This window comes from Halorhodospira halophila SL1 (assembly GCF_000015585.1).
In the GTDB taxonomy this organism is placed as follows: Bacteria; Pseudomonadota; Gammaproteobacteria; order Nitrococcales; family Halorhodospiraceae; genus Halorhodospira; species Halorhodospira halophila.
The window spans coordinates 1,963,119-1,986,348 of record NC_008789.1 but is presented as its reverse complement, the minus strand read 5'-3'; the positions used below and the strand labels follow the sequence as shown (position 1 = coordinate 1,986,348).

Below are 23,230 nucleotides of genomic sequence, written 5' to 3'. Positions count from 1 at the left end.
AGTGAATGTTTCTAAGCCAATTGATAGAACAGGCCAATGACCGGGAAGACCCTCTACGACAAACTCTGGGATAGCCACGTTGTCACCGAGTACGACGATGGATCGGCGCTGCTTTACATCGATCGTCAGCTCCTGCATGAGGTGACCTCGCCGCAGGCGTTCGAGGGTCTGCGCCTGGCCGGTCGCCAGCCGTGGCGCGTGGCGTCCAATCTTGCCGTGACCGATCACAACGTCCCCACCACCGACCGCAGTCAGCCGGTGGAGGATCCGGTCTCGCGGGTGCAGATCGAGACGCTGGATCGCAACTGCAAGGACTTCCAGGTGATCGAGTTTGGTATCCGCGACCCGCGCCAAGGGATCGTCCACGTCGTCGGGCCTGAGCAGGGCACGACACTGCCGGGGATGACCCTGGTCTGTGGCGACTCGCACACCTCGACCCACGGCGCCCTGGGCGCACTGGCCTTCGGGGTGGGCACCAGTGAGGTGGAGCATGTCCTGGCCACGCAGACCCTGGTGCAGAAGAAGGCCCGCACCATGCTCATCCGCATCGATGGTCAGCTCGGGCGGGGGGTCACGGCCAAGGACATCATCCTGGCGATCATCGGTCGCATCGGTACTGCGGGCGGCACGGGGTACGCACTGGAGTACGGCGGCGAGGCCATACGCAGCCTCTCCATGGAAGGGCGGATGACCATCTGCAACATGTCCATCGAGGCCGGGGCGCGTACCGGTATGGTGGCTGTGGATGACACCACCATCGAGTATGTCCGGGGCCGTCCGAATGCCCCCGAGGGCGCGCTGTGGGACCAGGCCGTGGCCAGTTGGCGCCACCTGGTCTCGGATGAGGATGCGGCCTTCGACCGGGTGGTGGAACTCCACGCCGACGAGATCGAGCCCCAGGTGACCTGGGGGACGTCGCCGGAGATGGTCGCCTCGGTGAATCGCCGCGTCCCCGACCCGGCGGAGGAGAGCGATGCGGTGCGCGCCCGGGCGATGGGCCGGGCCCTGGAGTACATGGGCCTGGAGCCGGGGACGCCACTGACCGATATCCCCATGGACAAGATCTTCATCGGGTCTTGCACCAATGCCCGCATCGAGGACCTGCGCGAGGCGGCCGCCGTCGTCCATGGCCGTCGGGTGGCTGAGAATATCCGCCAGGCGCTGGTGGTCCCCGGCTCCGGGGTGGTCAAGCAGCAGGCCGAAGGCGAGGGGCTCGACCGGGTCTTTCTCGATGCCGGCTTCGAGTGGCGCGAACCGGGGTGCTCCATGTGCCTGGGCATGAACCCCGACCGCCTGGAGCCCGGCGAGCGCTGTGCCTCGACCTCCAACCGGAACTTCGAGGGGCGCCAGGGCCAGGGCGGCCGCACCCATCTGGCCAGCCCGGCGATGGTGGCCGCTGCCGCCATCCATGGTCACTTCGTGGATATCCGGGAGTAGACGCCGAGCGTCTCCCGGCCCTTTTTTCAAAAGACTGGAAACGCCCATGGAACCTTTCACTCGACACACCGGTCTGGTTGCGCCGCTGGATCGCTCCAACGTCGATACGGACGCCATCATCCCCAAGCAGTTCCTCAAGTCCGTCAAGCGGACGGGGTTCGGCCCCTACCTGTTCGATGAGTGGCGGTACCTTGATCGCGGCGAGCCGGGGATGGACTGCACGAACCGGCCGCGCAACGAGGACTTCGTCCTCAATCAGCCGCGCTACCAGGGGGCCAGCGTGCTGCTTGCCCGGGACAATTTCGGCTGCGGCTCCTCCCGCGAGCACGCCCCGTGGGCCCTGAAGGACTACGGCTTCCGGGCCATCGTGGCGCCGAGCTTCGCCGATATCTTCTACAGCAACTGCTTCAAGAACGGCCTCCTGCCGGTGGTGCTGGGCGAGGAGGTGGTCGAGCAGCTGTTTCAGGCGGTCTACGCCACCGAGGGCTACCAGCTGACCATCGATCTCTTCGAGCAGCAGGTCGTCACCCCGGGCGGCGAGCGTTTCGGCTTCGACGTGGATCCGTTCCGCAAGCGCATGCTGCTTGAAGGCCTCGATGAGATCGGCGTGACCCTGGAGGAGCAGAGCGAGGCCATCCAGGCCTATGAGCAGCGCCGCCTGCAGGAAGCCCCCTGGCTGTTCCTTGAGCGCTGAACCCGGAAACCTGAAATCTGAATGGTGAGTGCGTAACGATGGCCCAGAAGATCCTGCTGCTCCCCGGGGACGGTATCGGCCCGGAGATCACCGCGGAGGCCCGGCGTGTGCTCGAGGCGCTGAATAAGCGCTACGGGGTCGGCTGCGAGATGGAGACGGCGCCCATTGGCGGCGCCGGTTACGACGCCGCCGGCCAGCCCCTGCCCGACGAGACCCTGCGCCTGGCGCGGGAGGCGGATGCGGTGCTGCTGGGGGCCGTCGGCGGGCCGCAGTACGATGCGCTCCCACGGGACGTCCGACCGGAGCGGGGGCTTCTGGCGATCCGCTCGGAGCTGGGTCTGTTCGGCAATCTGCGCCCGGCCATCCTGTATCCGCAGCTGGCCGGCGCCTCGGCGCTGCGGGAAGATGTTGTCGCGGGGCTGGATATCCTCATCGTTCGCGAACTCACCGGCGGGATCTACTTTGGCCAGCCCCGCGGGATCCGCACCCTGGACAGTGGCGAGCGTCAGGGCTTCAACACCGAGGTCTATAGCGAGTCGGAGATCGAGCGCATTGCCCGTCTCGCCTTCGCCGCCGCCGAGCAGCGCCAGGGACGGGTCTGCTCGGTGGACAAGGCCAATGTCCTGGAAAGCTCGGAGCTATGGCGCGAAGTGGTCGAGCGGGTGGCGGCGGACTACCCGGGTGTCGAGCTCAGCCACATGTACGTGGACAACGCCGCCATGCAGCTGGTGCGTGCGCCGAAGCAGTTCGATGTGGTGGTCACCGGGAACCTGTTCGGGGACATCCTCTCGGATTGCGCCGCGCAGCTGACCGGCTCCATCGGCATGCTCCCGTCCGCCTCCCTCGATGAACACGGCAAGGGGCTCTACGAGCCGGTCCACGGCTCGGCGCCGGATATTGCCGGGCAGGACAAGGCGAACCCGCTAGCCACCATCCTCTCGGTGGCCATGATGCTGCGCTACAGCCTGGGCGCGGGTGAGGCCGCGGACCGGGTCGAGGCCGCCGTGGGGGCGGTGCTCGAGGAGGGGTTGCGCACTCCGGACCTGCAGGGCGGCAACCGGCCGGTGGGCACTCGTGAGATGGGTGAGGCAGTGGCGGGGCGGCTGTGACTCGCGACGTCCAGCATTCCGACGCCCGCCGTTCCGGGCGAAAACACGAGCCGGCCGCCCCTAAAGGGCGGCCGGCTCGTGCATGACGGTCGTTATGTGTGGAACCGTTTAGAAGTTGTAGCGGGCGCCGAGGGCGAGGCCCGTGTCCTCGAACATGTCGTCGCCGTCGTCGAGCAGCTGCAGCTCCCCGAGGAGCTCCACGTTGGGCGCCACTCCGTAGAGGAACTGGGCGGCGAGATCGGTCGTGCTGTCGAAGTCGTCCATGTTGGTGTGACGGATCTCGCCGGCAATCTCGAAATCGGCCATGACGGCATAGCGCGTGCCCAGGGTGATGCCAAGACCGGTGTCGTCAAAGTCGTTGTCAAAATCTTGATAAACGAGGGACGCCACGCCGTAGAAATCGAGTTCCGGCGCCACGCCCAGACGGTAGCCCGCCCCGGCGCGCAGATCCGTAATATCGACGTCGTCGGTTAGGTAGTTGAGCTCGGCCACACCGAAGATGTCCCGGGTGAAGGCCACCGAGCCCTTAGCGCGCGGGCCTACCAGATCTTGCGAATCCCTATCTTGGAGGACCAGTGCACCCTCGGCGTAGTTGTAATTGAAGTTGCCGGTATCCGCCGGCATCTGCGCCGAAGCCTGACCGACAAAGGCGCCGGTGGCGAGTGCACCGCCTGCGAGTGCGACTGTAAGCTTGTTCCGCATCGGGGTATAACCTCCTATTGCTCGTTTTTTCTAGTACCGCCGGGGAGAGTGTAGACGCGGAGACCGGCAACGTGAAGGACAGACGTGAGCAGCGCGGCGTCCGCATGCAGAACCGGGTCCCGGTGGGGGTGCCCGGATAGCGGGGCGTTGGCCTTGAGCGTGCCATGGGCTGAGAGCAATTGCCGCTCTGGCAATCCCGCGCAGTGCGTTAGTAGACTTGGCCTGACTAGGACCAGCGAGCACGGGAGCATCCATGAGCAAGCAGTACGATGTCGCCGTAGTCGGGGCCACCGGCGCGGTCGGAGAGGTGATGCTCTCCATTCTGGCCGAGCGCGGCTTCCCCGCGCGCAAGATCTACCCGCTGGCCAGTGCCCGCTCCGCCGGGCGGACGGTATCCTTCGCCGGGCAGGAGCTGGAGATCCAGGACCTGGCCCAGTTCGACTTCTCCCAGGTGCAGATCGCGCTCTTCTCCGCCGGGGGGTCCATCTCCGCCGAGCACGCACCGCGGGCGGCCGAGGCCGGGGCGGTGGTGATCGACAACACCTCCCACTTTCGCTACGACGACGACATCCCGTTGATCATTCCCGAGGTCAACCCGCACGCGGTGGCTGGCTACAAGAAGCGGGGGATCATCGCCAATCCCAACTGTTCCACCATCCAGATGCTCGTGGCCCTCAAGCCGATCCACGACGCCGTGGGCATCGAGCGGATCAACGTGGCCACTTACCAGGCGGTCTCCGGCAGTGGCAAGCCGGCCATCGACGAGCTCAACGCCCAGAGCCGGGCGATCCTCGACGGCGGTGAGCCGCAGTGTGCTGAGTACCCGAAGCCCATCGCGTTCAATTGCCTGCCGCACATCGACGATTTCCAGGACAACGGCTACACCAAGGAAGAGATGAAGATGGTCTGGGAGACCATCAAGATCTTCGAGGACTCCTCCGTTCGGGTGAATCCCACCACGGTGCGTGTGCCGGTGGTCTACGGCCACTCCGAGGCCGTGCACATCGAGACCCGCGAGCGCATCACCGCCGAGCGTGCCCGGCAGGTGCTCTCCAGCGCCCCCGGGGTCGAGGTCCTGGACGAGCGCACAGGCGGCGGCTATCCGACGGCGCTGACGGAGGCCGCCGGACGCGATCCGGTCTACGTCGGGCGCATCCGCGAGGACATCAGCCACGAGCGGGGTCTCGATCTCTGGGTGGTGGCCGATAACGTCCGCAAGGGGGCGGCGCTGAACAGCGTGCAGATTGCGGAGCTGCTGATTGGCGAACACATCTGACAGCGGACGAAGGGGCGAGCCCGTGCGCAAGGCGATCCGCGGCCTCGCCGGCCTGGCGGGACTGTCACTGGTCTCAGTGGCAGCCGCGGTGGAGGTCAGCCTCGGGACCATCGAGGGGCGCTCCGAGGCCGGCGAGCCGGTCTCGGCGCGGATCCCCTTGCGGGACGTTAGCCCCGACGAACTCGCGCGCCTCGATGTCGGGCTAGCCCCGGGCCGAGTCTTCAATCGGGCCGGGGTCGACCGGATGCCCGAATTGTCGTTGCTCGACTTCGAGCTGGTCGCCTCCGGCGAAGACGCCCCCTATATTGCCGTCACCAGTCAGGAGCCCATCGACCAGCCCCTGCTGGATTTCCTGATCCAGGTCAGCTGGCCCGAAGGGGACCTGGTCCGCGAGTACACCCTGCTCCTTGAACGTCCCACGACCGCTGACGAGGATGCGCCGACCCAAGGGCAGCCCCTGGTTCGCGAGGGCGAGCCGTTCGAGGAGATCACCCGCGACGGCGAGCGTGAGCGCCGCTCGACGGCCTACGGGCCGGTGGAAGAGGGGGATACCCTCTGGCGGATCGCCTCGGAGCACCGCCCGGATGACTCCGTCACCGTGGCGCAGACGATGCTGGCCATCCAGCGGCTCAACCCGCGCGCCTTCGCCGGTGACAACGTCAACGACCTGCTCAGCGGCTGGTGGCTGAAACTGCCCAGTCGCGAGCAGATCGAGGAGTTGACCGCCGGCGAGGCTCAGGCCATCTATGAGGACCACCTGGACAGCTGGGTACCGCCGGCCGAGCGCCGGGCGGCCATCGAGGAACTCGACGAGGCGGTGCCGATCCCCGATCTGCCGGATCCGGAGCAGGTGGCAGAGGCACCGACCGCCGAGGAGGCCCGGCTGCGGATCCTCGCCCTCGGTGACGAGGAGGGCACCGAAGAGGTCCTGTCACTCCTCGATACCGAGCTGGAGGCCTCGGAGGCCAATGTGCGCCGGCTGCAGGGGGCGCTGGCCGCCCTGCGCGAGGAGCGGGCCAGTCTCCGCTCGGAGCGCGAAAGCCTCAAGGCGCAGGTGGAAGACCTGAGCCAGCGGGTAGCAGCGCTCGAGCGGCTGGTGGACCTGGACATGGAGGGGCTGCTGCCGCCGCCGGATGCCGAGCCGACGCCGATCGTGCCGCTGCCCGAGGTGGATGAGCCCCTGGATCCCCTGCGCGAGGCGGAGCCGGTGCCCACGGAGGCCGATCCGCCAACACCCGAGCGCGAAGAAGAGCCCGAGGAAGAGGTCGGCTGGGCGCAGTGGTTGTCCGGTGACGGTGATGTCACCGCCGCCGACCTGTGGCGCGACGAGGAGGCACGGCGGCAGATGCTGATCGCCACCGGAGGAACCCTGCTGGCGCTCGCCGTGGTTGCCGGCTTGCTGCTGCGCCGCCGGCGGCGGCGTGCGAATACCCAGGAGCCGGAGGGGCTGCGCCTCGATCGCGGTGACCTGGACTTCGATTTCGACCATAGTGCCCGGCGGGATGCCCTGGAGCTAGCCGACGAGTACCTGGCGGATAACGATCTGCGTCGGGCCCGGGACGTGCTGGAGCGTGGCATCCATCGCGAGCCGGCGCGGACCGATCTGCGCCTGCGGCTGCTGGAGGTCCTCTCCCGCATGGGTGAGCGGGAGGCCTTCCTGGCCCAGGCGCAGGATCTCTACGACCGGACGCGCAGCGATGCCGATCCGGCCTGGCAGGCGGCCGTGGCCCTGGGTGTGGCCTTCGTACCCGATGCCCCGCTGTTCGCGGGTGCCGCGGCGGCTCGCCCGGCGGCGGAGGACGCGGCCACGGATGCCGAGGTCCCGGAGGACTCAGCAGGGGAGGCCGAGGCCGGACTCGACACCAAGCCGGATCTGGAGGATCTGGACCTCGGGCTGGACGGCGGCGACGGCGACGATGCCGGTGCGCAGTCGACCTCTGAGGACGACGACTTCGACCGCCGGCTGGATGCGGCCTTCGACGAGCAGCCGCAGGAGACGGAGCCGGAGGCCGCGGAGGCGCCCGCCACCGATAACGAGCCGGACGCCACCGAGGAGCCGGAGCCGGCCATGACGCGTGAGCCGGAGGCGAGCGCCGGCGCGCAGGACGTGGCCGATGAGCTCTTTGGCGGGGATGACGCCGCCGGCGACGAACTCGACGAGATGGATCTCGACAGCCTGTTCAGCGAGGAAGACGATGACACCCCGGGCGGTCTCGACCTGGATGAGGCCGGAGAGGGGCCCGCGGAGGGCGACCTGGAGGCCGAGGCGGAGCAGTCCCTGGGGGTCGGCGAGGGCGATGAGGCCGATACCAAGCTCGACCTGGCCCGGGCGTACATCGACCTGGGCGACGAGCCGGGGGCCCGCAGCCTGCTGGAGGAGGTCCTGGAGGAAGGTACCGAGTCGCAGCGCGAGAGTGCCCGGCAGATCCTGGCTGAGCTCAGCGGCGAGTAGGCGGGCAGGCGGTGGCGGAACGAGGGGCAGAGCAACGCATTGCCCTGGTGCTGGAGTACGACGGCACCGGCTTCAGCGGCTGGCAGCGACAGGACGACGCCCCGTCGGTGCAGGAGGCCCTCGAGGGGGCTGTGTCGCGGATCGCCAATCACCCGGTGGCGGTGGTCTGTGCCGGCCGCACCGATGCCGGGGTTCACGCCGCCGCCCAAGTGGTCCACTTCGATACCACCGCATCGCGGCCGCTGCACGCCTGGGTGCTGGGCACCAATGCGCAGCTACCCGAGACGGTCAGCGTCCGTTCGGCCCACGCCGTCGATGCGGATTTCCACGCGCGCTATCAAGCGCAGCGGCGGGGGTACCGCTATGTCTTCCTGTGCCGGCGGGCCCGCCCGGCGCTTCTGCGTCACCGCGTGGCCTGGACCCACCACGAGCTGGATGAGGGGCGCATGCATCGGGCCGCCCAGGCCCTGGTTGGCGAGCACGATTTCTCGGCCTTCCGGGCCGCCGCCTGCCAGGCGCCCCACGCGGTGCGGGAGGTCTATCGGCTCGATGTGCACCGCCACGGCGAGCTGCTGTTCATCGACATCGAGGCCAACGCCTTCGTGCACCATATGGTGCGCAATATCGCCGGCACCCTGATGGCCGTGGGAACCGGCGAGCAGCCTGAGCATTGGCCCGCGGGATTGCTCGCCGCCGGCGACCGGACCCGCAGCGGGATGACGGCCCCGGCGGCCGGGCTCTACCTGACCCGCGTGGTCTACCCGTCGCATTACGGCCTCCCGACCCGGGGGCAGTGGCCGTTTTTGGCGTAAAGCTCGCCCACGCGGTAACATTTGCGCTTTCCTTGGAGCCGCTGAAGGGGGACGCCGAGCGTGCGCACGCGCGTCAAGATCTGCGGGGTTACCCGCCCGGAAGATGCCGCAGCCGCTGTCGAGCTGGGTGCCGATGCCATCGGTCTGGTGTTTTGCGATGCCAGCCCGCGTGCCGTGGACATGAAAGAGGCCCGAGCCATTGTGGCGGCCGTCCCGGCCTTCGTCTCGGTGGTCGGTCTGTTCGTCGATCCCAAGCCGGGGCAGGTGGAGGTGGCCGTGGAAGGCCTGCACTTGGATACCCTGCAGTTCCACGGCAACGAGGCGCCGGAACTTTGCCGCCACTACGAGCGTCGCTACGTGAAGGCGGTGCCCATGGGGGGCGGGGCGGATCCGTCCGAGTACGTGGCGGCCTATCCGGATGCCAGCGGGTTTCTGTTCGATAGCCACCGCGTCGGCGAGCGCGGGGGTCGGGGTGAGTCCTTCGACCACGACACCATCCCGGGCGGCGTGCGCGGGCTCACGGTGGCTGGCGGTCTGAGCGCCGAGAATGTGGCGGAGGTGGTGCGCAAGGTGCGCCCCTTCGCCGTGGATGTTAGCAGCGGCGTCGAGTCGGAGCCGGGGATCAAGGACCGGGAGCGCATAGCCCGGTTTCTCGCGGAGGTGGAACGTGGCGATGAGACCTGAGCAGGACGGCGGCGGCCCCGCCGAGGAGCATGATGGGCACTTCGGCCGGTTCGGGGGGCGGTTCGTCTCCGAGACCCTGGTCGGGCCGCTCGAGGAGTTGACCGAGGCGTACGCCGAGGCGCGCCGCGACCCGGGTTTCCAGGCCGAGCTCGATCGCGAGTTGCGGGATTTCGTCGGTCGGCCCACTCCGCTGTACCTGGCCGAGCGGCTGACCGCCCGCGCCGGCGGTGCACGCATCTACTTCAAGCGCGAGGATCTGGCCCATACCGGCGCGCACAAGGTCAACAATACCGTGGGGCAGGCGGTGCTGGCCGCGCGCATGGGCAAGACGCGGATCATCGCCGAGACCGGGGCGGGGCAGCACGGCGTGGCTACGGCAACCGTCGCGGCACGCATGGGGCTGGAGTGCGTCGTTTACATGGGGGCCGACGACGTGCAGCGCCAGGCCGCCAACGTCTACCGGATGCGTCTGCTCGGCGCTGAGGTCCGCGCCGTGGACGCCGGGACGCGCACCCTCAAGGACGCCATGAACGAGGCGATGCGCGACTGGGTGGCGAATATCGACAACACCTTCTACATCATCGGCACCGTCGCCGGTCCCCATCCCTACCCGACGCTGGTTCGCGACCTGCAGCGGGTCATCGGTGTCGAGACCCGAGCGCAGATCCTGGAGCGCGAGGGGCGCTTGCCCGACGCCGTGGTCGCCTGCGTCGGCGGCGGTTCCAACGCCCTGGGGATCTTCCATCCGTTCCTGGATGACGCCGATATCCGGCTCGTCGGGGTCGAGGCCGGGGGCGAGGGCCTGGCCTCCGGCCGGCACGCCGCCCCGCTCAACGCCGGCCGCCCCGGTGTGCTCCACGGTGCGCGCAGTTACCTGATGGAGTCCGACGAGGGGCAGATCATCGGTACGCATTCGATCTCCGCCGGGCTCGATTACCCCGGCGTCGGCCCTGAGCACGCGTGGCTGAAGGATTCCGGGCGCGCCGAGTATGTGACGGTCACCGACGCCGAGGCCCTGGCCGCTTTCCACCGGCTCAGCCGCACCGAAGGCATCCTGCCGGCGCTGGAGACCTCCCACGCCGTCGCCCACGCGGAACGCCTGGCCGCGGAACTCGGCCCGGACGCTGCGCTGGTGGTCAATCTCTCCGGGCGGGGCGATAAGGACATCGCCACGGTCGCGGCGCAGGAGGGCATCGAGCTGTGAGCCGCATCGCTGAACGTTTCCGTGCCTGCCGTTCCGCCGGCCGGACGGCCTTGATTCCCTACATCACCGGTGGCGACCCGTCGCCCGATGACACCGTGCGCCTGATGCACGCCCTGGTGGCCGGCGGCGCCGACGTCATCGAGATTGGCGTGCCGTTCTCCGATCCGATGGCTGACGGTCCTGTGATCCAGGCGGCGTGTGCCCGGGCCCTGGCGGCCGGCACGACGCCGGCGCGGCTGTTCGAGGTGGTGCGCCGCTTCCGAGAGGAGGATCCGGACACGCCGGTGGTCTTCATGGGCTACGCCAATATCCTCGAGGCTGCCGGTTATCGCGCCTTCGTTCGCGATGCGGCGGCCGCCGGCGTCGACGGCCTGCTCACCGTTGACCTGCCGCCGGAGGAGGCCGGGGCGTTGGCCGATGAGGCCCGGGTCCAGGGTGTCGATCTGATCTACCTGGTGGCGCCCAATACGAGCGCCGAACGCGTGGAGCGGGTCTGTTCGGTGGCCGGCGGTTTTGTCTACGCGGTGGCCCTCAAGGGGGTGACCGGGTCGGCGGACCTGGACGCCGGGTTGGTCGGGCAGCAGGTCGCCGGCATCCGTCGGGTGACCGATCTACCGGTGGCCGTCGGATTCGGGGTGCGTGATCCGCAAAGTGCCGCGGCACTGGCGCCGTGTGCCGACGGCGTGATCGTCGGCAGCGCGTTGGTGCGTATGATTGGTGAGCACGGGGCGGCGGCGGATCTGCCCGAGCGTCTGCGCGATGCCGTCCTGGCCCTGCGCCGGGCGATGGACGACACGACGACGGGGGGTGACTCGTGAGCTGGTTTCAGAAACTCATGCCGCGGCGGATCCGGACCGACGCCGGTCCGCGCAGTCGCAGTGTTCCAGAGGGCCTGTGGACCAAGTGCGAGTCCTGCCAGGGGATCCTCTATCGCCCGGATCTGGAGCGCAATCTCGAGGTCTGCCCGAAGTGCGGTGCGCACATGCGGATCTCGGCCCGGCAGCGCCTGCGGCTGTTTCTGGACGAGTCCTGCGAGGCGGTTGAGATCGGTGCAGAACTGCAGCCGTCGGATTTCCTGCGTTTTCGTGACAGCAAGCGCTATCGGGATCGTCTGAACCAGGCGCAGAAGGCCACCGGCGAGAACGACGCCCTGGTGGCGATGCGTGGTGCCGTGCATCAGCGGCCGGTGGTGGTCTGCGCCTTCGAGTTCGGCTTCATGGGCGGGTCCATGGGCACCATCGTCGGTGAACGCTTCTGCCGCGCCGCCGAAGAGGCGCGGGCCAACGACATCCCGCTGGTCTGTTTCTCGGCCTCGGGTGGTGCCCGCATGCAGGAGGCGCTGTTCTCGTTGATGCAGATGGCCAAGACCTCGGCGGCCATCTCGCGACTCAACGAGGCGCGCGTACCGTACATCTCGGTACTGACCGATCCGACCATGGGTGGTGTCTCGGCCAGTCTGGCGACCCTGGGGGACGTCATCATCGCCGAGCCCGGTGCATTGATCGGCTTTGCTGGACCGCGGGTGATCGAGCAGACCGTGCGTGAGACGCTGCCGGAAGGCTTCCAGCGGGCCGAGTTCCTTCTCGACCACGGAGCCATCGACATGATTGTTGATCGGCGCGATATGCGTGACGAGATCGCCTCGCTGATGGGCAAGCTCGGCGGAGATGTCTCGGTGGCGCCGGCCCCCGCCCCCGCGGCAACCGTCGACCCTGAGCCGGAGAGCGCAGAGCCCGAGGCGCCGGCCGAGGAGGCCGGGCCCGCTGGGGCGGCGGGGGATCAGGCTGGTGAGAGCCAGGACGAGGGCGACCCCCGCAACGCATGAACGGTGCCCGCAGGCCGCAGCCGGCCGCTCCGCCAGATCTTGAGGGTTGGCTGGCCCGACTGGAAGCGGCTCACCCGACGGCCATCGACCTCGGTCTGGAGCGCGTGGCCGCCGTGGGCCTGCGCCTTGGTGTCCTCGCCCCGGCGGCGCGGGTGGTTACGGTCGGTGGGACCAACGGCAAGGGGAGTGTGGCGCGGACCCTGGAGGCGCTGCTGCGCGGTCTCGGGGTGAGCACAGCCCTCTACACCTCGCCCCATTTCCAGCGCTTTAACGAGCGGATGCGCCTCGACGGGGTCGAGGTGGCCGATGCCCCATTGGTCAAGGCGCTGGGCCGGGTCGAGGAGGCCCGGGGCGACGCTGACGTCAGTCTGACCTATTTCGAGCATACGACCCTGGCCGCCTTCGATCTCTTTGCGCGCAGCGGTGCTCGGGTCTGGATCCTGGAGGTGGGGCTGGGCGGGCGGCTGGACGCTGTGAACGCCATCGACGCGGATGTGGCGGTGGTCACCCGGATTGCCCGCGACCACGCCGAATTCCTCGGCGACGACCTGCAGGCGATTGCCGCCGAGAAGGCCGGCATCTTCCGCAAGGGGCGACCGGCGGTGATCGGTCAGCAGGACGCCCCGGCGGCGCTGCGTCAGTCGGCGCTGGAGGTCGGCGCCGAGGTCGCGCAGGCCGGGGTGGAGTGGACGTTCTCCGCCGAGGCCGACGGGCGCTGGTGGTGGCGCTGTGGCGAGTACCACTGGGGGGGGCTGCCGGCCTCGGGGATCCCGGGGTGCGCTGCGCGCGGCAACGTGGCTACCGCCTTGGCCGCCCTCGTTCAGCTGCCGGAGGCGGTTGGCGTGGACGCGGCGGCCGTCGCCAGGCTCCTGGATGGGGTGCGGGTGCCCGGGCGTCTGGAGCGGATCGAGGCCGGGTCACTGGAGTGGCTGTTGGATGTCGCGCATAATGCCGATGGTGCGGAGGAGCTCGCCCGGGTGCTGGATGACCGAACGGTCACCGGGCAAACGCGAGCCCTCTTCGCCGTGGCGGCGCGCAAGGATGCCCGGGCATTGGTCGCGGCGTTGAGTGGTCGGATCGACGCCTGGTACCTGCCGCAGCTGGATGAGCCGGATATGCGCAACGCCGATGAACTGGCCAGCCAGCTTGCCGACGCGGGTGAGTCGGTGGTGCACTGCGGTGACGGGGTGGCGACCACCCTGGCCGCTCTCCAGGGCCAGGCCGGGCCCGGCGATCGGGTTGTGGTCTTTGGCTCCTTCCGCACTGTGGCCGCCGTACAAGCGCAGCAAGGCTGGGGGTAGGCGATGGATCCAAGCACGAAACGACAGTTGGTTGGGGCCGCGGTCCTGGTCGCCCTGGCCGTGATCTTCCTGCCGATGATCTTCTCCGGCTCCGATGAGGCCGAGGACGTGGATGTGCCGGTCGAGGTTCCGCCCCGCCCCGACGATCAGCCGGAACCCGAGGAGCTGGCCGAGCAGCCGCCGGAGGATCTCGACGAGGAGCCGGAAGATTTCACCGCCGAGGAGCCGGCCGGATTCGAGGAGCCGGAGGCCTCGGATGACGAGCCGGCCAGCCCCGACGAGCCCGAACGGGACGAGGATGAGGAGCAGGCGCGGGACGAGCCCGAGGAGACCGCCACCGAGGACGAAACCACCGACGAGGCGGTCGACGAGGTGAACGGCATCGCCATCGCCAGTCGGGAGCAGGGGGCGTACTCGGTCCAGGTGGGCAGTTTCCAGGAGGCAGAGAACGCCGAGCGGGAGCGCGACCGCATCCGCGATCTCGGGTTGCCGGCCTACATCGAGTCGCCGGACGGCGAGGGGTCGTCGTTCCACCGTGTGCGCATCGGTCCGGTCATGGAGCGGGACGAGGCGCAGGCGTTGCTCGAGCGCGCCGCTGACGAGGCCGGGGTGGAGGGGTACGTGGTGTCGCGATGAACTGGCTCGACCTCGTCATCGTCGGCGTCATCGCACTGTCGGCGGGGATCAGCCTGATCCGCGGTTTCGTGCGCGAGGTCCTCTCGGTACTCGTCTGGGTGGCCGCCTTCTGGATCGCGGTGCGCTATTCCGGGGCCGTGGCGCTGTTGCTCGAGGAGTGGATCGCCTCGCCGACGATCCGCCTGGGTGCCGGTTTTGTCGGGCTCTTTGTGGGCACGCTGATCCTCGGGGCGCTGCTCAATAATGCCCTCTCGGTGTTGGTGACGCGCACCGGGCTCGGGGGCACCGATCGGCTTCTGGGCGTGTTGTTCGGGGCTGCGCGTGGCGCGGTGGTGGTGGCGCTGGTGGTGTTGCTGCTCGGTTTCTCGCCAATGACCCAGGAGCGGGCCTGGCAGGAGTCGGTGGTGCTGCCGGGGATCAAGCCGTGGATCTGTCGAGCCGGCCTGGATGCCTGGCTGGAGGACTTTGATTGGCAACCGCCCGTTGAGGGCGAGGCAATGGAGGGCTTCGATGGCTTGCCGGATTACTGGGCCGAATACTGCGCCGGGCGGCGGCCGTGAGTCCGTCGGCCGTTCCGGTGCCTAGCAAGAGGTAGGAGCAATCCATGTGTGGCGTAATCGGAATGGTGGCCAAGGGGCCGGTGAACCAGGACCTTTACGAGGGGCTGACCGTGCTCCAGCACCGGGGTCAGGACGCTGCCGGGATCATTACCTATGACCAGGGGCAGTTGAGCCTGCGCAAGAGCAACGGCCTGGTGCGGGATGTCTTCCGGACCCGGCACATGATGCGCCTGACCGGCAATGTCGGTATTGGCCACGTTCGTTATCCCACCGCCGGCTGCGAGAGTTCCGCCGAAGCGCAGCCTTTCTACGTCAACTCGCCCTACGGCATCTCGCTGGCGCACAACGGCAACCTGACCAATACCGAGGAGCTCAAGCAGGAGCTCTTCCGTACGGACCGACGCCATATCAACACCAACTCCGACTCGGAGATCCTGCTCAACATCCTCGCCCACGAGTTGAGTGTCTGCCCCCACGGCCGGCTCGAGCCCAGCGATCTGTTCAGTGCCGTCGAGCAGGTCCACCGGCGCTGCCACGGCGCCTACTCGGCCGTGGCGATGATCAACGGCTACGGCATTCTCGCCTTCCGTGACCCCTTCGGCATCCGCCCGCTGTGCTTCGGCGAGCGCGATACCGAGCAGGGGCGGGAGTACCTGATCGCTTCGGAGAGCGTGGCGCTGGATATGCTCGGCTTCCGCCTGGTGCGCGAGGTGGCTCCGGGCGAGGCGATCTTCATCGACATGGATGGTGTCCTGCACACCCGCCAGTGTGCCGAGGATCCTATCCACGCCCCGTGCCTGTTCGAGTACGTCTACCTCTCCCGGCCCGACTCCATTGTCGACGGCGTGGCCGTGCACAAGGCACGTCTGCGTATGGGCGAGCGGCTGGCGGCCAAGATCCGGCGCGAGTGGCCCGATCACGATATCGATGTGATCATCCCGATCCCGGACACCAGCCGCACCGTCGCCATGCAGCTGGCCTACCAGTTGGGCGTGGAGTCCCGGGAGGGCTTCATCAAGAACCGCTACGTCGGGCGCACCTTCATCATGCCCGGGCAGGCGGCGCGCAAGAAATCGGTGCGTCAGAAGCTCAACCCCATCCCGCTGGAGTTCGCGGGCAAGAACGTCCTGCTTGTGGACGACTCGGTGGTCCGGGGCACCACCTCGCAGCAGCTGGTGCAGCTGGCCCGCGAGTCCGGGGCGCGGCGGGTCTATCTCGCCTCCGCCGCCCCGCCGGTGCGCTACCCCAACGTCTACGGTATCGATATGCCGGCCCCCGAAGAGCTCATCGCCCATAACCGAGATGAGGCCGAGATCACGGCGGCGATCGGTGCCGACCGCATGATCTACCAGGAACTCGACGACCTGGAAGCGGCCGTGGCCGATGGCAATCCGGAGATCCGGCAGTTCGATAGTTCCTGCTTCAACGGGCACTACGTGACCGGAGGCGTCAGCCAGGACTATCTGCGTGGCCTCTCTCAGGCACGTGCCGATGCCGCCAGGGAACAGGCGGGCAGCGACCAAGACTTGGAGATCGTGGATGTGCACAACCAGGCCTGATGACGATCCGCTCGCCGGGTTCGAATCCCGGGCGGTGCGAGCCGGTCAGGTGCGCACCGATGCCCAGGAGCAGTCGGAGCCCATCTACCCGACCTCCAGCTTTACCTTCGAGAGTGCCGCACAGGCGGCCGCGCGTTTCTCCGGTGAGGACCCCGGGAACGTCTACTCGCGTTTCACCAACCCGACGGTGCGGACCTTCTGCGACCGCCTGGCCGCCCTGGAGGGCGGGCAGGCCTGCGTCGGGACGGCTTCAGGCATGTCGGCGGTGCTGGCGACGTGCCTGGGGCTGCTGCAGGCCGGCGACCACGTGGTCGCCTCGCGGACCCTCTTCGGGACCACCCTGTCGCTGCTGACCAAGTACCTGCCGCGCTGGGGCATCGAGGTCAGCTGGGTGCCGTTGAGCGACGAGCGGGCCTGGGCTGATGCGGTGCAGCCGAACACGCGCCTGCTCTTTGCTGAGACGCCCTCCAACCCCCTCAACGAGGTGGTGGACATCCGCCGCCTCGCGGAGGTGGCCCATGCCCACGAAGCCCTGTTGGCGATCGACAACTGCTTCTGTACCCCCGCCCTGCAGCGCCCGCTGGAGATGGGGGCCGACCTGGTGATCCACTCGGCCACCAAGTACCTGGACGGTCAAGGTCGCTGTGTCGGTGGCGCGGTGGTTGGCGACGCCCAGCGCGTGGGGGAAGAGATCCACGGTTTCATCCGCACCGCCGGGCCGTGCATGAGCCCGTTCAACGCCTGGGTGTTCCTCAAGGGATTGGAGACGCTGTCCCTGCGCATGCATGCGCACAGCCGGAATGCCCAGCAGGTGGCGGAGTGGCTGCAGGGCCATCCCGGCGTCGAGCGGGTCCACTACGCCGGGCTGCCGGACCATCCCCACCACCGCCTGGCCGCGGCGCAGCAGAGCGGGTTCGGCGGGATTGTGGCCTTCGAGCTCCCCGGAGGCCGGGAGGCAGCCTGGCGTCTGATCGACAGCACGCGCATGCTGTCGATCACCGGCAACCTGGGGGACACCAAGTCCACCATCACCCATCCGGCGACCACCACCCACGGCACCATCTCCGATGAGTTGCGCGCGGCCGCCGGCATCCGCGAGGGGCTGGTGCGGGTTTCCGTTGGGTTGGAGGATCCGGCGGATATCATCCGCGACCTGGAGCGCGGCCTGGGGTGAGGCCGCGCCGGGCAGCGCGATCAGCCGGTGGGTAGCTCAGCGGCGTGGGCGCGGATGGTGTTCAGCAGGCCACTGTGGACCTTGGGGGCGCCCGCGACGACATGACCGGTGGCCAGGGCCCGGTCCTCGCCGGTGATGTCTGTCACGATGCCGCCCGCCTCGCGCACCAGCAGGGTACCGCCGGCGATATCCCAAGGTTTCAGGCCCAGCTCGAAGTAGCCGTCTAGCCGCCCGGCGGCCACGTAGGCCAGATCCAGCGCCGCGGAGCCGGCGCGGCGCATGTCCTCGGCGTGCTCGGTGACCGCGGAGAACATGCGCAGATAGGCCGGCATCAGCGCCTGGTTCTTAAACGGGAAGCCGGTGCCGATCATGGCCCCGTCGACGCTACGGCGCTGCGGCACGCGGATGCGTCGGCCGTCGAGTTGTGCACCGTTGCCCCGCGAGGCGGTGAACAGCTCTTGGCGCAGCGGATCGTAGATGGCTGCCGCCTCGAGCTGGTCTTCTTTCTGCACGGCAATGGATACGCCGATGTGCGGATACCCGCGCAGGAAATTGGCCGTGCCGTCCAGCGGATCAATGATCCACGTATACTCCGCCTTGCTCTGCGCATGTCCCTGCAGGCCGCCCTCTTCGGCGAGAATGGCGTGCTGCGGATAGGCGCGTTGGATCGTCTGCACGATGGCCGCCTCGGCCTGGCGGTCGATGTCGCAGACGAAATCGTAGCGGCCTTTGGACTCGACCTGGACCCGGTCGAGTCGATCGATGTTGCGGACGATGAGATCCCCGCCAGCCCGTGCTGCACGGACTGCGATGTTGACCATTGGATGCATCGGGAAAGCTCCTACGCTGGACGCGCTACAGGATAACAGCAAAACTGATGCGATTCAGACCGGGAGGCCATCTTGAGCCTTGAACGCACACGTATTGTGTTGGTCGGGACCACCCACCCCGGCAACATCGGCGCGGCTGCGCGAGCCATGCGCACCATGGGACTGCGGGACCTCTACCTGGTGGACCCGCAGTGTGACCCGGGCGACCCGGAGGCCGTGGCCCGGGCCGCCGGCGCGGGCGATGTCCTGGAGCGGGCGCGGACTGCTCCGGACCTTGCCACGGCCCTGACCGGCTGTCGCCTGGCCTTTGGGCTGTCGGCGCGCAGTCGTGCCGAGCGGCAGCCTCGGCTGGAGTTGCGCCCGGCCGCCGAGTCCGCTGTCGCCCAGGGGGGTGACGGTGACCTGGCGTGGGTGTTCGGGCGGGAGCGCACCGGCCTGACCAACGCCGAACTCGACCATTGCCACTACCTGGTGCAGATCCCCACGGATCCGGATTACAGTTCCCTGAATGTGGCGCAGTCGGTGCAGCTGGTAGCGTGGGAGTTGCGCATGGCGGCCGCGGCCGGGGGGCCGGTGCAGGGCCAGGCGGAGGAGCCGCCCGCGGCGGTGGATACGCTGGAGCGTTTCTTCGATCACCTGGAGGAGATGGCCGGTCGGGTGGGTTATCTCGACCGGCACAACCCCGCGCTGACGATGCGGCGGCTGCGTAACATCTTTCGCCGCGCATGGCTGACCGAGGATGAGGTACGGATGCTGCGCGGTCTGATCAGCCACGTACTCAACCCGCGCCGCTGGCGCGAGTCCAATTGTCGTAAAGGGTAGATGGATGCTGCGACGCCTGCGTGAGGATATCCGCTGTGTCATGGATCGCGATCCGGCCGCTCGGAACGCCTTCCATGTGGTGACCACCTATCCCGGTTTCCACGCCCTGATCCTCCACCGCATCAGTGCCCGCCTGTGGCGCTGGCGGTTGCGCTGGGTGGCGCGCATGCTCGGGCTGTTTAGCCGCTGGGTGACGGGCATCGAGATCCATCCGGCGGCGCGGATCGGCCGGCGGTTCTTCATCGACCACGGCATGGGCGTGGTCATCGGCGAGACCGCTGATATCGGCGATGACGTGACCCTCTACCACGGGGTCACGCTGGGAGGAACCAGTTGGCAATCGGGTAAGCGCCACCCGACCCTGGGTCATGATGTTGTGGTGGGGGCCGGGGCCAAGCTGCTCGGGCCCATCCGGGTGGGCAGCGGCGCGCGCATCGGCTCCAATGCTGTGGTGCTCAAGGACGTCCCCGAGGGGGCGACCATGGTTGGGATCCCGGCGCGTCAGGTTGGCGAGCGCAAGCGCAGTGCTGACGGCGACGAGCAGCGGGCCCGGGTGGCTCGGCGCATCGGCTTCGACGCCTACGGCACCACCGAGATGCCCGACCCGGTGGCCCAGGCGGTCAACGCCATCCTGGACCACATCCACGTCACCGACCGGCGCATCGAGGAGCTGTGCAGCGCCGTGCAGCAGATGGGCGGCCGCCTGGAAGAGACCCGGGTGCCGGATCTGGAGGTGGATGAGAGCTCGGTGGAGAAGGCGTGTGGCGAGCGCCCCGAGGACGCTTCCCGTTAGTTGCGCGGAGCCCCTAGAATGCAAACAGGCACGTTACCGCGGTGTGCCCAGTGACAGGAGGCAAGCTATGCCAGTGACCCTGACCGAACGTGCCGCGCGGCATGTCGAGAAGATGCTCGCCAGCGAGGATGCCGCGCAGGGCCTGCGCCTGGGCATCAAGGCGAGCGGCTGCTCCGGTTTCGCCTACGTGGTGGATTACGCCCAGGAGATCGGCGAGCAGGATCTGGTCGTCGAGAACCACGGGGTGAAGGTGGTGGTGGCGCAGCAGCATCGGCCCTTCCTGGAAGGGACGGAGGTGGACTACGTCCGTGACGGCATCAACTACCGTTTCGATTTCCGGAATCCGAACGTCCGGGATCTGTGTGGGTGCGGCGAGAGCTTTGCCGTCTGAGCGACGGGGCGCGCGGCGTTGTCGGTGCTGCCGGTGGGGGGTAGACTGTCAGGCTGCCCAAGGCGCCGCAGCACCTTAGCGCTGCGGCTTTTTTGTTGAAAGCCAAACCGTCAGGAGATGTAATGGCCGTCGAGCGAACCCTTTCCATCATTAAACCGGATGCCGTCGCGCAGAACGCCATCGGCGAGATCCTTGCGCGCTTCGAGCGCTCCGGGCTGCGTGTCGTGGCCGCGCGTATGGTGCGGCTGAGCACCGAGCAGGCCGAGAGCTTCTACGCCGTGCACAAGGAGCGCCCCTTCTTCAACGATCTGGTCGGCTTCATGACCTCCGGGCCGGTGATGGTGCAGGTCCTCGAGGGCGAGGATGCCATCCGCAAGAACCGCGAGATCATGGGCGCCACCAACCCCAAGGAGGCCGCCGCCGGTACCCTGCGCCACGACTTTGCCGAGAGCATCGACGCCAACGCGGTTCACGGATCGGATAGCCCCGAGACGGCGGAAAACGAGATCGAGTTCTTCTTTAAGGCCGATGAGATCTGCTCCCGCTGACCACGAGGCGGTGCATGCCGAGCGCCGGTCGGGTCCGGTCGAGCTGCTAGGGCTCGATCGGCCCCGGTTGGCGGCCTTCTTCGATACCCTGGGCGAGAAGCGGTTTCGCGCCCGGCAGATCATGCAGTGGCTGCATCAACGCCACGTGTACGACTTCGACGAGATGACCGACCTCAGTAAGGCGTTGCGCCAGCGGCTGCGTGAGCACGCCCGGGTCGGTCTCCCCGAGGTGGCTGCGGATCAGCAGGCCAGCGACGGCACCCGCAAGTGGGTGGTGCGCCTGGCCGACGGCAACTGTGTCGAGGCCGTCTACATCCCCGAGCCCAAACGCGGGACGCTGTGCATCTCCTCCCAGGCCGGGTGCCCGATGGGTTGCACCTTTTGCGCCACCGGCGAGGGCGGTTTCTCGCGGAACCTCACCGCTGCCGAGATCGTGGGTCAGGTCCATGTGGCGCGCCAGCACCTTCCGGAGGGGGCGATTACCAACATCGTCTTCATGGGAATGGGCGAGCCGTTGCTCAACTTCGACCCGGTCATTTCGGCCTCACGCGTGTTCACCGACGACTACGGGTTCGTGCTCTCCAAGCGTCGGGTGACCATCTCGACCTCGGGCGTCGTCCACGCCATCGAGCGCATGCAACGCGTCACGGATGTCAGCCTGGCGGTATCGCTGCACGCGCCCAACAACGAACTGCGCAACCAGTTGGTCCCGCTCAACCGCAAGAATCCCCTCGAGCGCCTGCTGCCGGCCTGCCACGCCTATATCGCGGAAAAGCCGCATCGGCGGATCACCTGGGAGTACGTCATGCTCGATGGGGTGAACGATCAGGACGAGCACGCCCGCGAGCTGCTCCAGCGGCTGCGCGGGATCCCGTCGAAGGTGAACCTGATTCCGTTCAACCCCTATCCCGGGGCGCGCTACGGCCGCACGCCGGACCGCCAGGTGCGCCGGTTTGCGGATCGGCTGCTCGAGCACGGACTAACCGCGACCATCCGCGAGACCCGCGGGGATGACATCGACGGCGCCTGTGGACAACTCGTCGGCGAGATTCGCGACGCCCGGGCCAGCAAGGTGGCGAGACCGGCGTGAGGCGAGCGGGGCCCATGCTGGCGGTCCTGATGGTTGCAGGTTGCGCGACCGGGCCCGAGGTGCCTGACGATCGGCGCGCAGCCGATAGCCACGCTGGAGCGGGTCTCTACTTGATCGCCGAAGGGCAGCCCGATCAGGCGCGGTCGCGCCTGGAGCGCGCCTTGCAGATCGATGCCGAGCACCCCCAGGCGCTGACCGGGATGGGGCTCGTCGCCGAGTCGCAGGGCGACGCGCAGGCGGCTCATGGGTACCATCAGCGAGCAGCGCAGGCCGATCCCGACTCGGGGGCGATCCTGAATAACTGGGGACGCAGCCTGTGTCGTGCCGGAGAGGAAGACGACGCGTTGGCGGTCTTCGCCGAGGCTGCCCAGGTCGATGGCTATGATGCCGCCGAAGTGCCGCTGACCAACGCCGCGCGCTGTGCCCTCGACGCGGGACGCGAAGACGCCGCCGCCCGACGGGCGGACGCGGCCGTCGAGGCGGCACCAGAGTTCGCTCCGGCGCGTGTGGTGCGCGGGGAGCTGCGCTACCGCCAGGGGGCCCTCGAGGCAGCCGCAGACGACCTGGCGCGGGCTCGTGACAGCGGTGGTGCCGGGGCGCGCGGCCTGTACTGGTCGGCACGTGTGGCAGCAGCCCGGGACCGACCTGAGGAGGCCGCTGCCTTCGCGCAGAGGCTGGCCGAGCGCTTCCCCGGTTCGGAGTGGAGCGAACGTTTACACGCGGATGAGGTCGGGCCATGAGTGATGAGACGGCGCACGGGGACGGCGACGGAGCGCGGCCGCCAGGCGGCGACCCGGCAGCGGCGGAGGGGGAGGGTGCCCCGCCATCGCCGGGGCAGCAGCTGCGGCGCGCCCGTGAGGCGCAGGGGCGAACCGTACGAGCCGTGGGGGCGAGCCTCAATCTCCCGGCGGACCGGGTCACCGCGCTGGAAGAGGACGACGATGAACGCCTGCCGCCGCCAACCTTTGTGCGCGGGTACCTGCGCGCCTACGCACGGCTGGTGGGGCTCGACCCCGAGGCGGTGGTGGAGGCCTACAACCGGCGCCGGGGGAGCGATCCAGTCAGCGAGGAGCGGGCCGTGGGCAACGTGGCGGCCGTCGAGCCCCGGTCGTCCGGGCGGGGCCCGCGACGGCGTCGCTGGCTACCGGCCGCGCTCCTGCTACTTCTGATCGCCGTGGCTGTGGTCCTCACCGCGATCCTGCTCGATGACAGGGAGCCGGAGCCGGCTGGGCCGGGCGAGGAAACGGGCCAGCCCCCGGAGTCCGCAAGCGAGCAGTCGGGCACGCCGAGCACCGGTGTGCGTCGGACGTCGATGGATTCGGAGTAGCGTT

Annotated in this window: 24 protein-coding genes; 22 read left to right on the top strand and 2 right to left on the bottom strand. The window is 68.5% G+C overall.

The window, feature by feature from the left end:
- Positions 1 to 36: 36 nt before the first annotated feature.
- From leuC to leuB, 3 genes are read left to right on the top strand one after another with little or no spacing between them, the layout of a single operon-like run.
- Positions 37 to 1,437 (top strand): 3-isopropylmalate dehydratase large subunit, encoded by a 1,401-nt coding sequence (gene leuC / locus HHAL_RS09140; protein ID WP_011814598.1) that lies wholly within the window; start codon positions 37 to 39, stop codon positions 1,435 to 1,437.
- 46 nt (positions 1,438 to 1,483) lie between these two features.
- Positions 1,484 to 2,131, top strand: coding sequence for a 3-isopropylmalate dehydratase small subunit (gene leuD, locus HHAL_RS09135; RefSeq protein WP_041595146.1), 648 nt, complete (start codon positions 1,484 to 1,486; stop codon positions 2,129 to 2,131).
- Between the two features lie 38 nt (positions 2,132 to 2,169).
- Complete coding sequence (gene leuB, locus HHAL_RS09130) at positions 2,170 to 3,240, top strand: 3-isopropylmalate dehydrogenase (protein ID WP_011814596.1); 1,071 nt, start codon at positions 2,170 to 2,172, stop codon at positions 3,238 to 3,240.
- Between the two features lie 108 nt (positions 3,241 to 3,348).
- On the opposite strand, the gene HHAL_RS09125 is transcribed toward leuB, so the two are convergent.
- The gene (locus HHAL_RS09125) at positions 3,349 to 3,942 is read right to left on the bottom strand and encodes an outer membrane beta-barrel protein (protein WP_011814595.1); all 594 of its coding nucleotides are present in this window, start codon (positions 3,940 to 3,942) and stop codon (positions 3,349 to 3,351) included.
- A 253-nt stretch (positions 3,943 to 4,195) separates the two neighbouring features.
- Here HHAL_RS09125 and HHAL_RS09120 point away from each other — a divergent pair, with 253 nt between their 5' ends.
- From HHAL_RS09120 to HHAL_RS09065, 12 genes are read left to right on the top strand one after another with little or no spacing between them, the layout of a single operon-like run.
- Complete coding sequence (locus tag HHAL_RS09120) at positions 4,196 to 5,218, top strand: aspartate-semialdehyde dehydrogenase (protein ID WP_011814594.1); 1,023 nt, start codon at positions 4,196 to 4,198, stop codon at positions 5,216 to 5,218.
- 22 nt (positions 5,219 to 5,240) lie between these two features.
- A complete protein-coding gene (locus tag HHAL_RS09115) occupies positions 5,241 to 7,670 on the top strand; it encodes a FimV/HubP family polar landmark protein (RefSeq protein WP_041595145.1) in 2,430 nt (809 codons plus the stop codon).
- 11 nt (positions 7,671 to 7,681) lie between these two features.
- On the top strand, positions 7,682 to 8,482 hold the full coding sequence (truA, locus tag HHAL_RS09110) for a tRNA pseudouridine(38-40) synthase TruA (protein WP_011814592.1): 801 nt from the start codon (positions 7,682 to 7,684) through the stop codon (positions 8,480 to 8,482).
- A gap of 60 nt (positions 8,483 to 8,542) precedes the next feature.
- Positions 8,543 to 9,166 carry a phosphoribosylanthranilate isomerase gene (locus HHAL_RS09105; protein WP_011814591.1) on the top strand — a complete coding sequence of 208 codons (624 nt, stop codon included), beginning with the start codon at positions 8,543 to 8,545 and terminating at the stop codon, positions 9,164 to 9,166.
- Complete coding sequence (gene trpB, locus HHAL_RS09100; protein ID WP_011814590.1) at positions 9,156 to 10,370, top strand: tryptophan synthase subunit beta; 1,215 nt, start codon at positions 9,156 to 9,158, stop codon at positions 10,368 to 10,370. The genes HHAL_RS09105 and trpB overlap by 11 nt, the downstream gene beginning before the upstream one ends.
- The gene (gene trpA, locus HHAL_RS09095; protein ID WP_011814589.1) at positions 10,367 to 11,188 is read left to right on the top strand and encodes a tryptophan synthase subunit alpha; all 822 of its coding nucleotides are present in this window, start codon (positions 10,367 to 10,369) and stop codon (positions 11,186 to 11,188) included. Before trpB ends, trpA begins: the two co-directional genes overlap by 4 nt.
- Complete coding sequence (gene accD, locus HHAL_RS09090; protein ID WP_011814588.1) at positions 11,185 to 12,195, top strand: acetyl-CoA carboxylase, carboxyltransferase subunit beta; 1,011 nt, start codon at positions 11,185 to 11,187, stop codon at positions 12,193 to 12,195. The genes trpA and accD overlap by 4 nt, the downstream gene beginning before the upstream one ends.
- Positions 12,192 to 13,496: a bifunctional folylpolyglutamate synthase/dihydrofolate synthase gene (locus tag HHAL_RS09085; RefSeq protein ID WP_011814587.1), complete on the top strand. Its 1,305-nt coding sequence runs from the start codon at positions 12,192 to 12,194 to the stop codon at positions 13,494 to 13,496. Before accD ends, HHAL_RS09085 begins: the two co-directional genes overlap by 4 nt.
- Positions 13,497 to 13,499: 3 nt before the next feature.
- Positions 13,500 to 14,132 (top strand): SPOR domain-containing protein, encoded by a 633-nt coding sequence (locus tag HHAL_RS09080; RefSeq protein ID WP_011814586.1) that lies wholly within the window; start codon positions 13,500 to 13,502, stop codon positions 14,130 to 14,132.
- The gene (locus HHAL_RS09075; RefSeq protein ID WP_011814585.1) at positions 14,129 to 14,692 is read left to right on the top strand and encodes a CvpA family protein; all 564 of its coding nucleotides are present in this window, start codon (positions 14,129 to 14,131) and stop codon (positions 14,690 to 14,692) included. Before HHAL_RS09080 ends, HHAL_RS09075 begins: the two co-directional genes overlap by 4 nt.
- A 44-nt stretch (positions 14,693 to 14,736) precedes the next feature.
- Positions 14,737 to 16,251, top strand: coding sequence for an amidophosphoribosyltransferase (purF, locus tag HHAL_RS09070; protein ID WP_011814584.1), 1,515 nt, complete (start codon positions 14,737 to 14,739; stop codon positions 16,249 to 16,251).
- A complete protein-coding gene (locus HHAL_RS09065) occupies positions 16,232 to 17,425 on the top strand; it encodes an O-succinylhomoserine sulfhydrylase (protein WP_011814583.1) in 1,194 nt (397 codons plus the stop codon). Before purF ends, HHAL_RS09065 begins: the two co-directional genes overlap by 20 nt.
- Before the next feature lie 20 nt (positions 17,426 to 17,445).
- On the opposite strand, the gene HHAL_RS09060 is transcribed toward HHAL_RS09065, so the two are convergent.
- On the bottom strand, positions 17,446 to 18,255 hold the full coding sequence (locus HHAL_RS09060; RefSeq protein ID WP_011814582.1) for an inositol monophosphatase family protein: 810 nt from the start codon (positions 18,253 to 18,255) through the stop codon (positions 17,446 to 17,448).
- 72 nt (positions 18,256 to 18,327) lie between these two features.
- On the opposite strand from HHAL_RS09060, the gene HHAL_RS09055 reads away from it, so the two are divergent.
- From HHAL_RS09055 to HHAL_RS12715, 7 genes are all read left to right on the top strand, one after another.
- Complete coding sequence (locus tag HHAL_RS09055; RefSeq protein WP_011814581.1) at positions 18,328 to 19,077, top strand: RNA methyltransferase; 750 nt, start codon at positions 18,328 to 18,330, stop codon at positions 19,075 to 19,077.
- Between the two features lie 4 nt (positions 19,078 to 19,081).
- Entirely contained in the window at positions 19,082 to 19,870 is a 789-nt protein-coding gene (gene cysE, locus HHAL_RS09050) for a serine O-acetyltransferase (RefSeq protein WP_011814580.1), read from the top strand.
- A gap of 67 nt (positions 19,871 to 19,937) precedes the next feature.
- Positions 19,938 to 20,261, top strand: a complete 324-nt coding sequence (locus HHAL_RS09045) for a HesB/IscA family protein (protein ID WP_011814579.1) — start codon at positions 19,938 to 19,940, stop codon at positions 20,259 to 20,261.
- Positions 20,262 to 20,383: 122 nt separating this feature from the next.
- A complete protein-coding gene (ndk, locus tag HHAL_RS09040) occupies positions 20,384 to 20,809 on the top strand; it encodes a nucleoside-diphosphate kinase (protein ID WP_011814578.1) in 426 nt (141 codons plus the stop codon).
- Complete coding sequence (gene rlmN / locus HHAL_RS09035) at positions 20,790 to 21,899, top strand: dual-specificity RNA methyltransferase RlmN (RefSeq protein WP_207160995.1); 1,110 nt, start codon at positions 20,790 to 20,792, stop codon at positions 21,897 to 21,899. Before ndk ends, rlmN begins: the two co-directional genes overlap by 20 nt.
- 110 nt (positions 21,900 to 22,009) lie before the next feature.
- A complete protein-coding gene (locus HHAL_RS09030) occupies positions 22,010 to 22,639 on the top strand; it encodes a tetratricopeptide repeat protein (RefSeq protein WP_187147857.1) in 630 nt (209 codons plus the stop codon).
- Complete coding sequence (locus tag HHAL_RS12715; protein WP_011814575.1) at positions 22,636 to 23,226, top strand: helix-turn-helix domain-containing protein; 591 nt, start codon at positions 22,636 to 22,638, stop codon at positions 23,224 to 23,226. The genes HHAL_RS09030 and HHAL_RS12715 overlap by 4 nt, the downstream gene beginning before the upstream one ends.
- Positions 23,227 to 23,230: the final 4 nt, after the last annotated feature.

Bases quoted from the DNA above. Each gene is read 5' to 3' on its own strand.
- leuC (WP_011814598.1), top strand. From the start codon at position 37: ATGACCGGGAAGACCCTCTACGACAAACTCTGGGATAGCCACGTTGTC.
- leuD (WP_041595146.1), top strand. From the start codon at position 1,484: ATGGAACCTTTCACTCGACACACCGGTCTGGTTGCGCCGCTGGATCGC.
- leuB (WP_011814596.1), top strand. From the start codon at position 2,170: ATGGCCCAGAAGATCCTGCTGCTCCCCGGGGACGGTATCGGCCCGGAG.
- HHAL_RS09125 (WP_011814595.1), bottom strand. From the start codon at position 3,942: ATGCGGAACAAGCTTACAGTCGCACTCGCAGGCGGTGCACTCGCCACC.
- HHAL_RS09120 (WP_011814594.1), top strand. From the start codon at position 4,196: ATGAGCAAGCAGTACGATGTCGCCGTAGTCGGGGCCACCGGCGCGGTC.
- trpB (WP_011814590.1), top strand. From the start codon at position 9,156: ATGAGACCTGAGCAGGACGGCGGCGGCCCCGCCGAGGAGCATGATGGG.
- HHAL_RS09085 (WP_011814587.1), top strand. From the start codon at position 12,192: ATGAACGGTGCCCGCAGGCCGCAGCCGGCCGCTCCGCCAGATCTTGAG.
- HHAL_RS09080 (WP_011814586.1), top strand. From the start codon at position 13,500: ATGGATCCAAGCACGAAACGACAGTTGGTTGGGGCCGCGGTCCTGGTC.
- HHAL_RS09075 (WP_011814585.1), top strand. From the start codon at position 14,129: ATGAACTGGCTCGACCTCGTCATCGTCGGCGTCATCGCACTGTCGGCG.
- purF (WP_011814584.1), top strand. From the start codon at position 14,737: ATGTGTGGCGTAATCGGAATGGTGGCCAAGGGGCCGGTGAACCAGGAC.
- HHAL_RS09065 (WP_011814583.1), top strand. From the start codon at position 16,232: ATGTGCACAACCAGGCCTGATGACGATCCGCTCGCCGGGTTCGAATCC.
- HHAL_RS09060 (WP_011814582.1), bottom strand. From the start codon at position 18,255: ATGCATCCAATGGTCAACATCGCAGTCCGTGCAGCACGGGCTGGCGGG.
- cysE (WP_011814580.1), top strand. From the start codon at position 19,082: ATGCTGCGACGCCTGCGTGAGGATATCCGCTGTGTCATGGATCGCGAT.
- HHAL_RS09045 (WP_011814579.1), top strand. From the start codon at position 19,938: ATGCCAGTGACCCTGACCGAACGTGCCGCGCGGCATGTCGAGAAGATG.
- ndk (WP_011814578.1), top strand. From the start codon at position 20,384: ATGGCCGTCGAGCGAACCCTTTCCATCATTAAACCGGATGCCGTCGCG.
- rlmN (WP_207160995.1), top strand. From the start codon at position 20,790: ATGAGATCTGCTCCCGCTGACCACGAGGCGGTGCATGCCGAGCGCCGG.
- HHAL_RS12715 (WP_011814575.1), top strand. From the start codon at position 22,636: ATGAGTGATGAGACGGCGCACGGGGACGGCGACGGAGCGCGGCCGCCA.